Consider the following 15,550-nt stretch of genomic DNA (forward strand, 5'->3'; position numbering starts at 1 on the left):
ACGATGAGACAGAAACCCTCCCTTATGCAATCCGACTAGTTTGTTCCATAGGCGCTGACGTCAGACAGTGCGCGGGCTGCCAAACCAAGTCTCGCTGGATTTGTTGCCGAACCGGAATCTCAAGTCCTTGCCGATGAGGGCAATCAGAACCGGCAAATTCTCCGTGATCAGACGGAGCTGACGCTCACTGTCTCGGGCCACCTTTTCGGCGAGCGCCTGCTCACCCATCCGGCGCTCGAGCGCTTGGTTGGCTTCGCGTAACTCGGCAGTACGCTCAACAACGAGCGCATCAGAAGTCTCCCGTGCCATCGCCACGCGATGAAATAGATCGGCATTCTCAAACCTGAGCCGCACCGAGTTAAACATCGACAAATACACATTGCGCCCGAAATACATCAGCATCGCCGCAAACAGCAGGACCATGCCGCCCATAACAATATAGGGCTGCTCTCCGATCACGAAAAATGCCGCCGCGCTCATCATGATCGCCGGCACGCAAAACCCATAAAATGCGGGCAGACAAAACGTCAGCCCCGCCATTGCACCAGCGCTCATGCCGCCTATGACGAAGGCCATAAATACCTGATGAATAATTGAATCCGATGCGAGGATGATAAATACCTCGCCCGATCCCCAGGCCACGCCCGCCAGTGTGATGACAGCTGTCGCCGTACGCCTCAGCCTTGCCGCCTCTTTATCCGTTAAATCTTTGTTACGCGGGCGAAGCGCTAATAACGAAAGCCGCAAAACCGAAAAGCAAACCAGGAAACCGCTCCAGGCGAGAAGCGGCACATGGGGGACGGAACTCCATACGACGCCAGCAACAAGGGCCGCATTAAGCGCGCTTACAAGGAGCGCCGCATAAATTTGCTTGTAAAATGTGCGATAAAGCTCCGCGTTACAGCGCAACGACAGATCCTGATCCGCCTGTTCTGCAAGGGCGAACCTGCTGTCCTCGCGAAGAGAGTTTTGATTGGCGGCGTTCATCTAAATCCGTCTCGACCAGACTTTTCTCTATAGAATAATGTTAAATCATCTTAGCCAATTTCGTACCGTGAAACTAACCTGGTGAGCGCGGCGCGAATATGTCAATCGGGACAGGAACTTAAATGATGAAGATCTATGACGACCATTTTGAATCTGAGTATAATCTACGAGCGCGCCACCCCGATTTCGAGACATATCTTAAGCGCTGGCAGAGCGAAAGCGAGCACGCCTGCAGCACTTTGCCCTGCAATCTCGATCAACGATATGGTGACGGGCCCAATATGTCGCTCGACGTATTTCCACAGCCCGGTGCATCCCATCCGATATTGCTGTTCATTCACGGCGGATATTGGCGCTCCCTGGACAAAGAATCATTTGCCTACCCGGCGATCGGTCTCAGCGAAGCGGGCGTCGTCTATATATCGATCAATTACGCGCTGGCGCCGACCGTCACACTCGATGAGATCACTGAGCAATGCCGCCAGGCGGTTACCTGGGTGCACCGAAACGCCGAGACCTTTGGCGGCGACCCCAACCGCATCCATATCAGTGGTCACTCCGCCGGCGGGCATCTGACGGCGATGATGCTGTCGACGGATTGGGCACAACGAGGTGAAGCGGAAATCAAGCTGGCCGGTGGAATTGCCATTAGCGGCCTGTTCGACCTCGTCCCGATCCTAGATACGAGCATCAATGACGAGGTCCAGCTCGATACGACCTCAGCGCAGCGCAATAGCCCGTCGGAGTTCCTGCCGTCGAACGGAGCGCCCTTTATCGCCGCTGTCGGGGCGAATGAAACGGATGAATTCCTACGCCAGTCCCGCGATTATGCCGCAGCGTGGAATGAACATAGTGGCGATGGACAGTATTTGCCGCTGGCAGGGTTTCATCATTTCGACGTGGTGTGCGAACTGGGCAGGGCGGGCAGCGAACTGAACGACGCTGTTCTGGCACAAATCGGCGCCTAGCCTATATTGCTATGGCCAGCCGACACGGTCCGCGATACGAACGGCCTCGGCGTTGTATTTTCCGAGCAAGGACAAATCCAAATCATCGGCTTTGAAGGCACCCCAGGAAGCAACCAGCGGAGCCGCGGCGAGACCATCGCGAATCGGGTACTCATAGACCGACTTGGCATATAGTTCTTGCGCCTCATCACCGACCAGAAATTCGATTAATTTTACGGCGTTCGTCAGGTTCTTGGCACTGGCCGTAACCGCCGCCCCGCTCACATTGACATGCGTGCCGACGCCGTCCTGGTTTGGCCAAATGATGGCGACGGCCGCCGCGACAGCCTGGTCCTCCGCATTCTCTGAACTTGCCAATTGCGCCAGATAATATGTGTTGGCTAAAGCGATGTCACATTCGCCCGAAGCCACTGCGCGAATTTGATCGCGATCTCCGCCGCCCGGTTTTCGTGCAAAATTTGACACCAGGGCCTCGGCCCAACTTTCCGCCGCGGCAATACCATGATGGGCGATCATCGAAGCAATATGAGATTGATTGTAGATGCTGCTCGAGGAGCGGACGCAAATTCGGTCGCGCCATTTTTCGTTGGTGAGCCCCTCATAATCTTTCAACTCCTGCGGATCCACACGACCAATTGCGTAAATAATCGGCCGAGCGCGGAGCGACAGGGCATACCAATATCCGTTGGGCTCTCGGTATTGGGCAGGAATGAGCGTATCCAATATATCCGAGTGTACGGACTGCAGCACATCAGCCTCGAGAGCACGGTACAGCCGACCGGCATCGGCCGTGAGCAGCACATCGGCTGGGCTGTTTTGGCCTTCGCTCTTCAAGCGTTCCAGGAGCACATCCTCTTTGCCGCTGACCAGCCTGACCTCAATCCCGGTCGCCTCGGTAAACCTGTCCAATAACGGACGTATCAAAACTTCCTGCCGGTACGAATATATATTTACAACGTTTTGGTCGGCCGCCCGCAGTGGCGGGCTTAGGCATACCAACAGCGCTATCAAGGCGGCAATACCAGCGAAAATCGACGGTCCGGACAATATGCCGCCTCTTTTGATTGGCTTGTTCCCACCGGGTAAGTATTTGAGACTACACACAATTAAGTAATTCATCTCGTGATCTTCACTTTCTCAATTTTGCTCTGACACTGACGACGATCAGCCGCCCAACTGCCTTTCATTTAACTCACTCAAAATACGAGTTCAAGTGATAATGATAATTATTCTCAACAAAACGCAAATCAGTTGGGGTGTCGCCATTCTGGTGGGGCCACCAATTTGGAACCCGTTTCCGGCGATGACACGGCTATATCTGATGAAACGGCTTGATCAATTAATTCCGCGCCGCCCGTAGAAATTCATACAGGACCGAGGACGCAAGCCACTATGGATCGCCCAACCCGGCACGTTCACTCAAATGAAATATGATGCCTAAATGAAATATGGCGCCGACAAAGGGTTCCCGGATTAATCCGAACGCACGATCTGATTGTGCAGTTCTCCGATGCTCTCGACGCGGCACACAACTTGATCACCGGCCTGCAAATATCCAGAAGCGCGCACCAGATCGGGCCGCTCGTAAGGCCGCCCACCAAGCTCCGGGTCCGCTGCCCAGGCCGTACCGCCCGGCGTGCCGGTCGAAATCACCCATCCGGGCTGCAAGGTCAAGAATGTCGAGAAAAAATGGATCAGTTCGGCCACGCCCCATATCATTTTCGCGGTCGAGTTATTTTGTCTTAGCTCGCCGTTCACCAAAGTAGAGAGCGCCAAATTTTGCGGATCTGAAATCTCATCGGCTGTGACAATCACCGGACCAAGCGGCGCACAGGTGTCAAAATTCTTGCCCGGCCCGAGGGCGTAATGACAGCTTCCATCGGGACGCATCTTCACCTGGCGGTCGCGGGCTGTGACGTCGTTCATAATCGTGTAGCCAAAAATATGCTCCGCCGCTTTCGCCTCGGCGATATGCCGGCCGGCCTTGCCAATCACGATTGCGAGCTCGGTTTCGTAATCGAGTTTTTGCGTCACCGCAGTATCCCACACAATATTGTCACCTGGTCCGATCACGCCGGTAGCAGGAATCTTGATAAAAAATTCGGGTTCCTTCGCGGTAACCTCCGGTTTTTCTTCGCGGTGGTCCCAATAATTCTCACCGCTGCACAGAATGATGCCGGGAAGTATTGGCGCCAGAAGCCGGGTTTTGCCGAGCGGCATACGATCACCAGTCGTCTGCGCGATCTTCTGTAATAACTTTCCGGCGGCCGGCCCGGCTTCGATCAAACCGGTCATATCGGAAAACCACTTGTAGGCATCCGCCGGCATATTGCCCATAACTTCAGCCGCATCGAGAATATCGATCAGGTCCTCGCCCGCCACCATGGCGAGGCGGGCCTCCCCTGCCCGTTCGTAACGTGCCAATCTCATCTTACTGTCCGTCTTCCAATTTCATTTGCCGTAGCAACGCATGAGTCAAGGTGCTGTGCGGATCTTTCAATTGATGGGCCATGGTGAAGTGATTGTGACCCGGCAATCTCACATGTTCGTAGGGATAACTGAGCGCCCGCCAAGCTTTTTCCATCGCCTTTGCCTGGCGCGCATATTCGTCTGATTCGATATCGCCGGATACCACCATGAGCGGCAGAGAGACCGGATAAATCTGATGAAGCGGAGCGTTGCGCAGAGCAACATCTTCATCCATTCCGACTTTATCGTTGAGATAGCAAAGGCGGATGGGCTCCATATCATAAATTCCAGAAATAGAAGCGCCGCCTTTCACCAGCCCGGCAGGCAGTCCGTCCCCGAATGCCGGCCAATCAGTAGCCATAAGCATCAGCGAAAGATGCCCTCCGGCCGACTGACCGACGGTGTAGATGCGATCCCGGTCAACCCCGAACTCGCCGGCGTTGCGCCATAACCATGCAACGGCTGCGCGGTTCTGGCGCACAATCTCGTCCATGCCGTAGTCCGGCGCGAGGCCGTAATTAATGACTACAGTGGTTACGCCGTTGGGGCGCAATCCTTCGGCAACGAAGCTATCGTGATCTTTGTCGAGCGAATACCAATAGCCACCATGCACCATGACCTGGACCGGCGCGTTGTCTTCCGCGGCCGGAAATATATCGAGCGTCTCACAGGGCAAATCGCCATACGAAACATCTAAATGTGCTGGCAAGTTTTGTCGCGTGGTCTCGCTCCATGCGGCCCAATCGTCGAAATAGCCGGCGAACTCTGGATACCGCACCCGATTGTTATATTGTGCGTCCAATTCCTCCTGGCTGTAATCGCGGTAGATAATTTTCTTGCTCAACTTGCTGCTCCCGCTTTCATTTCGCCTTTCCGCCAGGCGCGAATGTATTTTTTACAATGTTCGTCCTTGCCGAGCAGCATGTCTTCGGCCAGGCGATAACCCAGCGATTCCCGATCCATGGCGAAGATTTCGTTCGGCGAGGAAAGTACAGGGTCGATGATGCCGCCATCGGCGCCGGCGGCCACTGCCAAAATTACGAACGTATCATTGACCACCTTGCGACCCGGAATGCCGAACGACACATTGCTCATGCCGCCTGTAATATGAATTTCAGGACCATATTTGGCCCGCAGTTCACGAATGGCATCGAGACAATGCAGGCCGAACTCCTTATCAACAGAAATCGGAAAGACTAGTGGGTCGATATGAATGTCACCACGTGCGATGCCCTTGTCCAGCGCTGCGTCAACCATGCGAGACGCATTGGCGACGCGCTCCGCAGTGTTCGAGGGCATGCCTCTCTCGCCGGCTGCTGTGACGACAACTTGGGCATTATGGGTGACGGCTAAATCAAGCGCCTCAAGTCGCTCCAGGGAGGCGGAATTGAGCATGGGGCGACCACCAATATTTTGACACGCCTCTAAGCCAACCCGAATTGTATCTGCGTTTGATGAATCAATAGACAAAGGCAGATTGCTCATTGTCTGCACAGTGCCGACGAGCCATTGCATTGCGGCCTTCTGTTCGTTCGGTTTGAGCGAATATTCATCGACGTTGATGTCAAGGAATGCAGCGCCGGCCTGCTCCTGGTGATGCGCCAATGCGCGCAAATAGGCGAGGCCGCTCTCCGCTTCCTCACCCTTGTCCGACATCGCGGCGGCGAGAGCGATTTTCACATGCTTAACCCGGCCCTCGTCATAATCCTGAGTGCTTTTGACTGAATCGGGAATAGATAATTGCCGAGACGTACCATCCGCGGCCTCATAAAGAATGGCTACCTGACCGTCCTCCATGGCAATTCGTTTGCCCTTGCGCAGCAATACCCGCGTGGTGTGGATATTCTCGCCAACGGCTATATAATTTCCGGGATTGTTTTGGATAGAATCCACGCTGTTTTCCCTATTGTTATTGGTTCAGCCGCTTCGGCATCGGCTTAAACTGGCAGCCATCGACAAAAAGCTCAAAGAAATCGTCGCTTGTTTCTAGTTCGACATGCTCGATTTGTAGAACCAGTTGTTCGAGTGCCTGCCTTTTCTTGCGCGATACAAGAACGTCACGCGCCCCGCTGAGAGATGTATTGCCGGCACGTACAACCCGCGTTTCGGAAACCGGCGCCAACAATCCAATCTCAACGGCGCTGGCAACGTCGACATGGTGAGCAAAACCGCCGGCGAGATAAAGCTTGTCTATGTCCTCCGGATTGATACCGAGCGTTCGCAAAACAATCAATTGGCCGCAGTAATTCGCCGCCTTGGCTTGGCCCAAATTGCTTGCGTCTTCCTTCGAAAAGCTGATGCCGTATTCCGGAAATAGCACAAGCTCGAATTGCCGTTTATCGGCAGTGAAAACACCCTTGGCAGTTAGCATGTCATGGCGCCGAAGCTCCGCCAAAAGATCTATCAAGCCGGAACCACAGAGACCGACCGGCGCAATGTCACCGATGGTTTCGTAGTTCATTCCGCCGCCATTCGCATCTATGCGAAATTTTTCGATAGCGCCGTCATAAGCCGGCATGCCGTATTTCACCAGCCCGCCCTCAAAAGCCGGACCGGCAGGGCATGATGCCACCATCATGCGGCCGCGGTGGCGGACGAATACTTCCGTGTTGGTGCCCATATCCACAAGCATGATGGATTCAGCGCCCTCGGCGGTGATATCCAGCGCCGCGAGACCCGCAGCGAGATCACCGCCGACATGGCAAGACACAAGCGGCATGCCGTATACAGGCGCGCGCGGATTGGCCAACAAGCCAAGCTTGCGCGCACGCTCTGTCAACGCCGTGCCGGATCTCCTGCCGGCCGAAAACTCATGCTCGACAAGAGATTTATAAGGTCTTTGTCCAATCGATTGGACATCGAGTTTAAACAAAATATCGCGCATTGTCGTGTTGGCAGCAACGACGACCTCGTAAATCTCGTGACGCGAGAATTTGAGTGCGCTGCAGAAATCCATGATTTCGCGATTAATTGCGGCGACGACGGATTGTTGCAGTTCGCCATTTCCGGCGGCACCGTCATAGGAAATGCGGTTCATCACATCGCTGCCGCCAAAGCGCTGCGGATTCTCAAAGCTGCAGCTGCGCACCCCTTCCCCAGTCCGTAAATCGACCAGTTCCATGGCAACCGTTGTAGTACCGAGGTCAATCGCGAGGCCAAATTGATGGCCGCGATCGGTGCCCAGTTCTTCGTCGTCGTAATATACCTTGCCACTATCGACCCGCACGGGGGTATCAAGAACCAACCCGCTCTTGGGCGGATTGGAAGTAAGAATGCGAGGGCGGCGGCGCAGCGCGGCGAACTCGATATCGCACTCGTCCGAGATCACTGTGGCCTGACAGGCAAGGCGAAAATCGCCCCGCAGGAAGGATTCTGCTTCACTCGGACTTGAGAGTGCCGCCATGCCGCGGCGGATTTCGACTACGCATTCGTGGCAGCGGCCATTGCGCTGGCAGGAGGTTGGCACTTCGACGGAAAGCTCATCCGCATATTCGAATATCGTCTTGCCGGTGACGATTTTGCGCACAGCGCGATCGTGGGTGACGGTGCTCAATCCGCCTTCTTTCGCCGGGACTCACTTCTCCGCTGGGCCGCGCCCTCACGAATTTCTCTGACTTTCTTCTTCGCTCTTCCGTGCGCCAAGGGTTGGGATTCCCAGGCACTACGATAATCGAAAACTCCGTCATGACCGCATGGGTGCCGTTCGCCCTCAGCCGCCGGTGGTTTTTGGTTGCGGCAGCGAAACTCCGCTGTACAGAGGTCATGGCGATCACGGTAGGGACAGCGGGTCTGCGAAACGGTTTCCGCGTGCGATACCATCTCCGAAAACATTTCTGATATCCGCGCCATGCGCTTTTGAATTTCTTTGGGATCAATCTTAGACATGTGGCCCTGCGTCTCTCTAGAGTGCTTGCGCGGCCAATTTCTTTGCCAGGCTGACGCAGGAAAGCGCATCCTTGCCGTAACCGTCGGCGCCCATATCGTCCGCGAATTCTTGGGTGACGGGCGCGCCGCCCACCATGACCCACACATCGTCACGCACATCCGCATCGATCAGCGCTTCGATTGTCTTGCCCATGTTGGGCATGGTGGTCGTCAACAAGGCCGACATCCCGAGAATGGTAGCTTTATGCTCTTCAATGGCGTCGATAAATTCATCCTCGGAAGTATCTACGCCCAAATCCACAACTTCGAAGCCCGAACCGCGCAACATCATGATACAGAGATTTTTTCCGATATCATGTAAATCTCCTTTGACCGTACCCATAAGTACTTTAGCGATCGGTTTCACACCGGATTCAGAAAGGATGGGCTCGATATACTTCATGCCGGCCTTCATGGCGCGCGCGCAGGCCAAAACCTCCGGTACAAAAATCATGGCTTCGCGAAATTTGATACCGACGATTCCCATGCCGGCGATCAGGCCATCATCCATGACCTCCAACGCCTCAACACCGTCTTCGAGCGCCTGCTGAGTGAGACGGTCGACTTCACCGTCTTCCCCCTCAATCAGCGCTGCGGCGATGGCTTGCATGGCCGGCCGAACACGGGCAAACAATTCGATATTGCGCTCAATCTCCTCCGGCCGTTCGAGATACTCCTCGATCTCCTGGCGGATGAATTCATTTTCGATATCGGAAAGCTCTGCCATCGTCTTCCTGTCCGTTCGAATTAAGTTTTTAGGGGAGCTCGCCCGACTTAATGCACGTGAGCACGTTCATCATGCCACTGACGAACGGTCTTTGGAATTTCCATCAGATTTTCGATGCGCGTCTGCAGCGGGATAGCACATTCCGGCCCAATCAGTTGCACACCAGCTTCGAGGTTGGCGATGACTTCCTTACGAACATCCTCCGGATTTTTGGAGAATAGGGTTTCGGGATTGTTGATGTTGCCGACCAGGGAAATGCGGTCGCCGACGATCTCCATAGACTCGGCAGGTTCATTTTTTGAATCGAAGTGAAAAGCCGCCATGCCGGTGCGGGCGATATAATCCATGCGGTCCACAGTTCGGCCGCAGATATGAAGGATCAGCGGCACCGGTATCGTTTCGACGAACTCGGCGTGCATGTCCATAAGAAAGCGTTTGTAATATTCGCCACTCACCAGATCACCGGTGGCATGGTCAGGCACGGTTAACGCATCGGCACCGGCTTCGATTTGCGCCAAACCGAACTGCACGGTCGCTTCTTTCATGCGCTCCAGGCACTCCATCGTCCGGCCCGGATCGTCGAGCGACATCAACAAGAACGGCTCGACGCCAAAACAGTGATATCCCAGAGTCCACGGCCCCATGGTCTTGCCGATGATTGCCACATCATCGCCCAAATCCTTGCGGAGGAGACGGATGGCATCAAGCACGCACACCATGTCTGGGTGAGTCAGAAAATCATTGGGAATGCGGATATCATCGAGGTCTTTCCAGATTGGCTCATTCATGCGCACGGTCGGCCAATTGTCTTTTTGCTCCCATTGCATGGAGCAGCCTAGTGCGGAGGATTCCTGTACAATTGAGAATACCGGCATGACGCTGTCAAAGCCGAGCTCGGTGTAACTTGTCGCCGCGAGGCGCGCCATGGCCGCAGGGTCGCGATTGGCGTGCGGAAAAGGCGCGTCCACTAAATCCATTAATTCCACCGTCGCAACGGAAGTGGGATTGCACACCGGGGTCCGGTCGACCGGCTCACGGCGGAGCGCCGCCAGCACGCGTTGACGGCTGGTCATCTCCTTAACAGGCGCGGACTGATTTACCATGATTTCCTCGCTAAACTGTATGCGCGCTGGGCGCCGCAAGAATGCCCACAGCTGCCGCAGCATCTTCTTCGCGCAGCACAGCGCGAACGTTGGGCGCGCGAACAAGCAACATACCGACCAGCGCATCATGGGCCACGCCACAGCCAAAGCTAGCTTCATCGTCAGCACTAGACTCAGCCATTTCTCCCAACTTGCACAAGCCTCCAACAATCGCCAGCACGCGCCGCCGGATATTATCGGCGCCGCTCTCAGCCGAGACGCGATAGACACCGCCGCCGAGGGATTGCACAGTCATTTCGCATGCCGCTTTCTTATCGTAAACCGCCAGCGGTCGCAGTTCAGGCAGAGCCTCGCCGGGAAGTTTGCTGGCTTCGATGAAGAGCCGCTTGCAAGCCACGCGGTGAGGATCTCCGCACGCGAAACGCAGGCGTCCTCCGGGCGTCGACGTGACGCCACCCAACACTTCCATGGCCCGCATGACGAATTGAATACGCTCCGCCGTTCCATCCTTGCGGGCGTAGCTGTGCACCAGATATTCCGGCACCCCGTCCGCCGCTGGTTGCTCGTACAGCCCTAGCGTGATGTCATGGAAATGTTTGTCCATCGACACCAGCTCGATACGGTTGCCAAGTTCGGCGATGTCCGCCATGTCGTTAGTTTCCCAAGCTCGAAAATGCACTTACTAATTATCATCTCATCACATCTTGCGCACGGTAAAATTCCTCCCGGTCCGGCGTGCCGGGTTCAACAGTGTCAGGTCGCGGTTGAGTTGCGGTGATCTTTTCGGGCATCATTGGCTCCGCACATACAGTAATATGGCGAATGAAAAAGGCACGGCGCCGGCGATCCGGAAAATTTTGAAAACTGCGCGCCGCGAAAAATTCGCGGCGCGTCATTGGGGCTGCTAGGCAGCCCGGGGGTATTTCATGTTCACACATCACACCGCGGAGATCGGCGATGTCCGGCTACATTATGTAACGGCTGGGAATGGCCCTCAGGCGATTTGCCTTCTTCATGGCTGGCCGCAGACCTGGTGGGAGTGGCGCCGGGTTATGCCTGCGCTAGCCGAGCATTTTACCGTCGTCGCGCCCGACATGCGCGGGCTTGGCGATTCATCTTGCCCCGTGGGCGGCTATGATAAGCGCAACGTCGCCAACGATATTTGGCGGCTCATGCATGAGACCCTCGGCCATCAAAGTTTCTTTTTAGCTGGCCATGATTGGGGCGGGCCGGTGGCTTATGCTCTAGCGCACGCCCATGGCGAAGCGGTGACGCGCCTTGCCATACTCGATGTGGTGGTGCCGTTTGGTAGCGCCGACGCGTTAACCTGGGGCGGCAAGCGTTGGCATCACGGATTTCATTGGGTTCAAGACCTTCCCGAGGCGTTGGTGGCAGGACGCGAGCGGATGTATCTCTCGTGGTTTTACAGCAATCTCGCCTACAATCCTGCTGCGATCACGCCGCAGGATATCGACGAATATGTTCGCGCCTATTCGCAGCCCGGCGTATTGCGCGCCGGCTTCGAATTTTACCGCGCCACACCAACCGACCTTGCGCACAACAACGAAAACAAAAAAACACCGCTTGCCATGCCGGTTCTGGCGCTTGGCGGCAGCGGCGGCAAGGGCCGCGGCCTGCAAGTGCTCGAAAATATGCGCGAGCTGGCAAGCGACGTGCGCGGCGGTGAAATCGCCGAGTGCGGTCATTGGCTACCGGAAGAACAGCCCGAAACGGTGGCGCGTGAACTTTTGGCATTTTTCAGCGAGGGTACCTAAGTCCCTTTGCGTGCCTTGTGCGTGCCTTGCTAAAACCTCGCGGCATTGGGGAACAGGAATCTAGATTCGCACTAGCGCAAAGTTTCCTCGTCGCCGGTCGACAGCGCGTCTGTCATCTCTGACAGACGATCTTTGTCATAGATATGAAGCGTATGCCCTTTGCGTTCGGCGATATTTTCCAGTTTCAGGTCACCGATCACGCGCGACACTGTCTCTCGGGTGGTGCCGGCACGGCGTGCTAAATCGCGCTGTACCGGCATTGGGCGAACTAGACATCGCCCGGTTTTCTCGTCTTCCTCGGACAGGCGCAGCAATTCCACATAGACCCGCTGCACAGCACGGAGCGTACTCAAATCCATGATGCGATCGTCAACAGTACGGACAATGTGCGACATGCGGCGCAATACCTGCATCGCCGCAGAGGGGTTGCGAATTAGAATATCCAAGAACAAATCAGGCGGCACGACCAAAACCAGGCTGTCTTCGACGGCGACGATATTGGCCGAACGGTGCATACCGTCTATCGCCGACATCTCGCCGAAATAGCCGCCCTGCGAGACATGTCCGAAGGCGACTTCCTGTCCGGACATGGCAAAATTGATAACTTCAACACGGCCTTCAACGACGAGAAAAACTTCCCGCGACGTGCTGTCGCGGTCAAGAATTTGTTGGCCGCTGGCAAAGCGCCGCCATCTGCCGCGCTTCTCAAGCGCCGCAATCGCCTCTTCGCTCAAATTGTGCAGCAGTCGCACATTTGACAAGTTGCCGGTTGGCTCTGGGCTCACGCCAATTGCCTTTCAATTTTCGCGAAGCGCCAGCGCTTCTCCTGCGACCGGCATGATACATTCTGAATCATCGCGGCATGCAGGCTATCTCCACCGGCGCTACACCCTATTGCACGCAAGACTACCACAATCGGCAGAACCGGTGCGAAAGCCACGCTAACAACCTGGTTTCATATCGATGTCAATGATGGAACGGAAATCGGCCGTTGTGTCCGCTTTCTGATGCTTCGACGGCATGATCCGCAAGGCACACAGCAAGACGCACTCTAGCCGGAGCGCAACGGTGCGTTGCAGGGGTTCTCAGGCGGCTCACCGGCCAGAACGCGAACCACTTCCTCGGCGGCGCGGCGGCGCAGCTCAGCTAGAGACGCGTCGGACGAAAACGCCACATGGGGCGTCGCCACAACATCGGCGCGCGCGACCAACTCGGCTGGCGGATCGGGTTCGCCTTCCACGACGTCTAACGCCGCGGCGGCAAGCGGCCCGTGATCCAGCGCTTCGATCAGCGCGGCGGAATCGACTACGGGCCCCCTGCTCACGTTCACCAACAACGAACCTGGGCGCATGCGGGCGAGAAAAGCTGCATTTACCAAATGCTCGGTATCGGGCGTTAACGGCAAATGCACCAGGATGACATCAGACTGTGCCAACAGTTCGTCCACATCCACCAATCGCGCATTTTTGATATTCGGCGGCGGCGCGATATCAGTGGCGAGAACCGTCAGGCCAATTCCTGTCAATTTGCGTGCGCTCGCCTGTCCAATGCGGCCATAACCCAAGATGCCCGCCGTCAAATTGGCGGCACGGCGCAACTGCGCAGCGGCCGGATTCCAGCGCCCTGCCTTTATTTCCCGGTCCAACGGTACCACGCCCCTGAGCCACCCCATGATCAAGGCTACGGCATGGTCTGAAACTTCCTCGACGCAATAGTCAGGCACATTTGCGACCCAGGCTGCTCTCTCCGTTGCCGCCGCGACCGCAATATTGTCGAGCCCAACACCGATGCGCTGTACGATGGCAAGTTTGGTGGGCGATGCGATGGTGGCCGCTGAAACCTCCGCCCAGCACGTCATTATCGCTTCGGGATCATGCTCCGCCACTAACGCCTCGACGCGATCGGGCGGCAGGGCTTCCGAAGGGCCGGCTACCAGGACATGGCCGGCGCCCTCAATCACGGCGCGCTCGATCTCCACATCAGGCCAGGCAAAATCGGTTTGAAGAACGATGGCCATCGGTATTTTCTCCCGCTTTTAGGACGTGATCCCGCACTTTAACACCGGCTAGCGGATTAGAGCTCGAAGCTTCGTGCATTAGCGGGAAAAAGGACCTATTCTGTGTCTAAATTCGGAGACCTCGGCGCCCGTCCGGGCGGGCGTGAAATTGGGTAGTTCAACAGGAGAGAAACAATGGGTCAGACATTATTCACCAATGTGAAAATTTTTGACGGCAACAGCAAGCGCAGCTATGCCGGCGAAGTACTGTTGCAGGGAAATTTGGTCAAAGAAGTTGCTAAGGGACCCCGCAAAATTAAGGCCAATGGTGCCGAAGTCATAGACGCCGCCGGTGCCACTCTTATGCCGGGCCTGGTGGAATCGCATTCGCATGTTTGCTACACCAACTCCAGCTCTCTGTCGGATATCGGCCGTGTGCCGGTGGAAGAGCATATGGTGATCGCCCTCGAGAATGCGCGGCTCATGCTGGAGCATGGTTTCACCAGCCTGTTTTCCGCCGCCGGCGTGGGCTCGTCCAAGCTTCGTCTTGAGCCTGTTTTACGGAATGTCATCAATGCCGGACGTTTTCCTGGCCCGCGCATTAAGGCGGCCTCGCCCGAGATCACATCGACCGGCGGCCTTGGTGACGAGCGGCAGTTTCACATGTATCACGAATCCGTCGGATATATCGCCGACGGCGCGGATGAAGTGCGGCGCGCTTGCCGCGTCTGCGTACGCGAGGGCGTCGATGTCCTCAAAATCAATATTTCGGGCGACGAATTCGCCCATCAGGGACAGTCCGAGAAATTGACCTATAATGACGCGGAAGTGGCCGCAGCGGTTGAGGTTGGGCGTGAAGCCGGTGTTGATATCGCCTGCCACGCGCGCGCTGATCGGGCCGTGCGCATGGCGCTCAAGCACGGCATCAACGTCATTTATCATGCCGACTTCGCGACCAATAAGACCATCGACCTGCTGGAAGCGAAGAAAAAAGACATCTTCCTCGCCCCAGCGGCTGGCGCGATCTACGCCACCGCCTATGAAGCAAGCGACTGGGGCATTACCAAGGAAGTGGCCGAGTCGATGAACCTCTATCGTAAGATGGAGAATACGGCGCGGGTTTATCAAGAAGTGCGTAAACGTGGCATTCGTGCCTTGCCGGGCGGCGATTACGGCTTTGCCTGGACGCCAATCGGCGCCAACGCGCGCGATCTGGAGCATTTCGTCAATCTGTTCGGTTATTCGCCTGCCGAGGCCCTGACTGCCGCGACTAAATGGGGCGGCGAATTGATGGGAATGAATTTGGGCCAGATCAAGGAAGGGTTTTTAGCCGACCTACTGTTGGTCAACGGCGATCCGACCCAAGATGTTTCGATCTTGCAAGATCGCGATAATCTAATCGCGATCATGAAAGACGGCAGCTTCCATAAGGCACCTGACGCCGATGTCCTCGCGGCGCGTCGCCAAATCTCGGCACCGGCGGCAGCTGAATAAAGTAAGACTGCTCTATTGATGCACGCCTTCATGTAGTTGGCGTTAACAGCCCTTCCTCCGCATTGGAGGGAGGGCTTTTTCTTGACGCGAACTGTTCGCGGTTTGTC

At 56.0% G+C, this 15,550-nt stretch carries 14 protein-coding genes; 3 read left to right on the forward strand and 11 right to left on the reverse strand.

The genetic code is table 11. From position 1 onward, the window contains the following. Positions 1–60: 60 nt before the first annotated feature. Positions 61–987, reverse strand: coding sequence for a hypothetical protein (locus tag O3A94_11885; protein ID MDA1356952.1), 927 nt, complete (start codon positions 985–987; stop codon positions 61–63). A gap of 122 nt (positions 988–1,109) precedes the next feature. On the opposite strand from O3A94_11885, the gene O3A94_11890 reads away from it, so the two are divergent. Next, positions 1,110–1,955, forward strand: a complete 846-nt coding sequence (locus O3A94_11890) for an alpha/beta hydrolase (protein MDA1356953.1) — start codon at positions 1,110–1,112, stop codon at positions 1,953–1,955. Between the two features lie 9 nt (positions 1,956–1,964). On the opposite strand, the gene O3A94_11895 is transcribed toward O3A94_11890, so the two are convergent. From O3A94_11895 to O3A94_11930, 8 genes are all read right to left on the reverse strand, one after another. Further along, positions 1,965–2,879: an extracellular solute-binding protein gene (locus O3A94_11895; protein ID MDA1356954.1), complete on the reverse strand. Its 915-nt coding sequence runs from the start codon at positions 2,877–2,879 to the stop codon at positions 1,965–1,967. 549 nt (positions 2,880–3,428) lie between these two features. Then, positions 3,429–4,385, reverse strand: coding sequence for a fumarylacetoacetate hydrolase family protein (locus O3A94_11900; protein MDA1356955.1), 957 nt, complete (start codon positions 4,383–4,385; stop codon positions 3,429–3,431). A gap of 1 nt (position 4,386) precedes the next feature. Next, a complete protein-coding gene (locus tag O3A94_11905) occupies positions 4,387–5,268 on the reverse strand; it encodes an alpha/beta hydrolase (protein ID MDA1356956.1) in 882 nt (293 codons plus the stop codon). Continuing rightward, a complete protein-coding gene (locus tag O3A94_11910; protein ID MDA1356957.1) occupies positions 5,265–6,317 on the reverse strand; it encodes a dihydropteroate synthase in 1,053 nt (350 codons plus the stop codon). Before O3A94_11910 ends, O3A94_11905 begins: the two co-directional genes overlap by 4 nt. A gap of 16 nt (positions 6,318–6,333) precedes the next feature. Beyond that, positions 6,334–7,977, reverse strand: coding sequence for an ASKHA domain-containing protein (locus O3A94_11915; GenBank protein ID MDA1356958.1), 1,644 nt, complete (start codon positions 7,975–7,977; stop codon positions 6,334–6,336). 348 nt (positions 7,978–8,325) lie between these two features. After that, complete coding sequence (locus tag O3A94_11920; protein ID MDA1356959.1) at positions 8,326–9,075, reverse strand: corrinoid protein; 750 nt, start codon at positions 9,073–9,075, stop codon at positions 8,326–8,328. A 47-nt stretch (positions 9,076–9,122) separates the two neighbouring features. Then, positions 9,123–10,178: an MtaA/CmuA family methyltransferase gene (locus O3A94_11925; GenBank protein ID MDA1356960.1), complete on the reverse strand. Its 1,056-nt coding sequence runs from the start codon at positions 10,176–10,178 to the stop codon at positions 9,123–9,125. 10 nt (positions 10,179–10,188) lie between these two features. Further along, positions 10,189–10,827, reverse strand: coding sequence for a hypothetical protein (locus tag O3A94_11930; protein MDA1356961.1), 639 nt, complete (start codon positions 10,825–10,827; stop codon positions 10,189–10,191). Between the two features lie 277 nt (positions 10,828–11,104). Here O3A94_11930 and O3A94_11935 point away from each other — a divergent pair, with 277 nt between their 5' ends. Continuing rightward, a complete protein-coding gene (locus O3A94_11935) occupies positions 11,105–11,953 on the forward strand; it encodes an alpha/beta hydrolase (GenBank protein MDA1356962.1) in 849 nt (282 codons plus the stop codon). Between the two features lie 71 nt (positions 11,954–12,024). On the opposite strand, the gene O3A94_11940 is transcribed toward O3A94_11935, so the two are convergent. Both O3A94_11940 and O3A94_11945 read right to left on the reverse strand, forming a co-directional pair. Beyond that, positions 12,025–12,738: a Crp/Fnr family transcriptional regulator gene (locus tag O3A94_11940; GenBank protein MDA1356963.1), complete on the reverse strand. Its 714-nt coding sequence runs from the start codon at positions 12,736–12,738 to the stop codon at positions 12,025–12,027. A 266-nt stretch (positions 12,739–13,004) separates the two neighbouring features. Further along, a complete protein-coding gene (locus O3A94_11945) occupies positions 13,005–13,970 on the reverse strand; it encodes a C-terminal binding protein (GenBank protein ID MDA1356964.1) in 966 nt (321 codons plus the stop codon). Positions 13,971–14,144: 174 nt separating this feature from the next. Here O3A94_11945 and O3A94_11950 point away from each other — a divergent pair, with 174 nt between their 5' ends. Further along, on the forward strand, positions 14,145–15,443 hold the full coding sequence (locus O3A94_11950; GenBank protein MDA1356965.1) for an amidohydrolase family protein: 1,299 nt from the start codon (positions 14,145–14,147) through the stop codon (positions 15,441–15,443). Positions 15,444–15,550 lie beyond the last annotated feature (107 nt).

Source organism: Pseudomonadota bacterium, assembly GCA_027624955.1.
Taxonomy (GTDB): domain Bacteria; phylum Pseudomonadota; class Alphaproteobacteria; order UBA828; family UBA828; genus PTKB01.

Bases quoted from the DNA above. Each gene is read 5' to 3' on its own strand.
- O3A94_11935 (MDA1356962.1), top strand. From the start codon at position 11,105: ATGTTCACACATCACACCGCGGAGATCGGCGATGTCCGGCTACATTAT.
- O3A94_11920 (MDA1356959.1), bottom strand. From the start codon at position 9,075: ATGGCAGAGCTTTCCGATATCGAAAATGAATTCATCCGCCAGGAGATC.
- O3A94_11900 (MDA1356955.1), bottom strand. From the start codon at position 4,385: ATGAGATTGGCACGTTACGAACGGGCAGGGGAGGCCCGCCTCGCCATG.
- O3A94_11925 (MDA1356960.1), bottom strand. From the start codon at position 10,178: ATGGTAAATCAGTCCGCGCCTGTTAAGGAGATGACCAGCCGTCAACGC.
- O3A94_11885 (MDA1356952.1), bottom strand. From the start codon at position 987: ATGAACGCCGCCAATCAAAACTCTCTTCGCGAGGACAGCAGGTTCGCC.
- O3A94_11930 (MDA1356961.1), bottom strand. From the start codon at position 10,827: ATGGCGGACATCGCCGAACTTGGCAACCGTATCGAGCTGGTGTCGATG.
- O3A94_11890 (MDA1356953.1), top strand. From the start codon at position 1,110: ATGATGAAGATCTATGACGACCATTTTGAATCTGAGTATAATCTACGA.
- O3A94_11950 (MDA1356965.1), top strand. From the start codon at position 14,145: ATGGGTCAGACATTATTCACCAATGTGAAAATTTTTGACGGCAACAGC.
- O3A94_11945 (MDA1356964.1), bottom strand. From the start codon at position 13,970: ATGGCCATCGTTCTTCAAACCGATTTTGCCTGGCCTGATGTGGAGATC.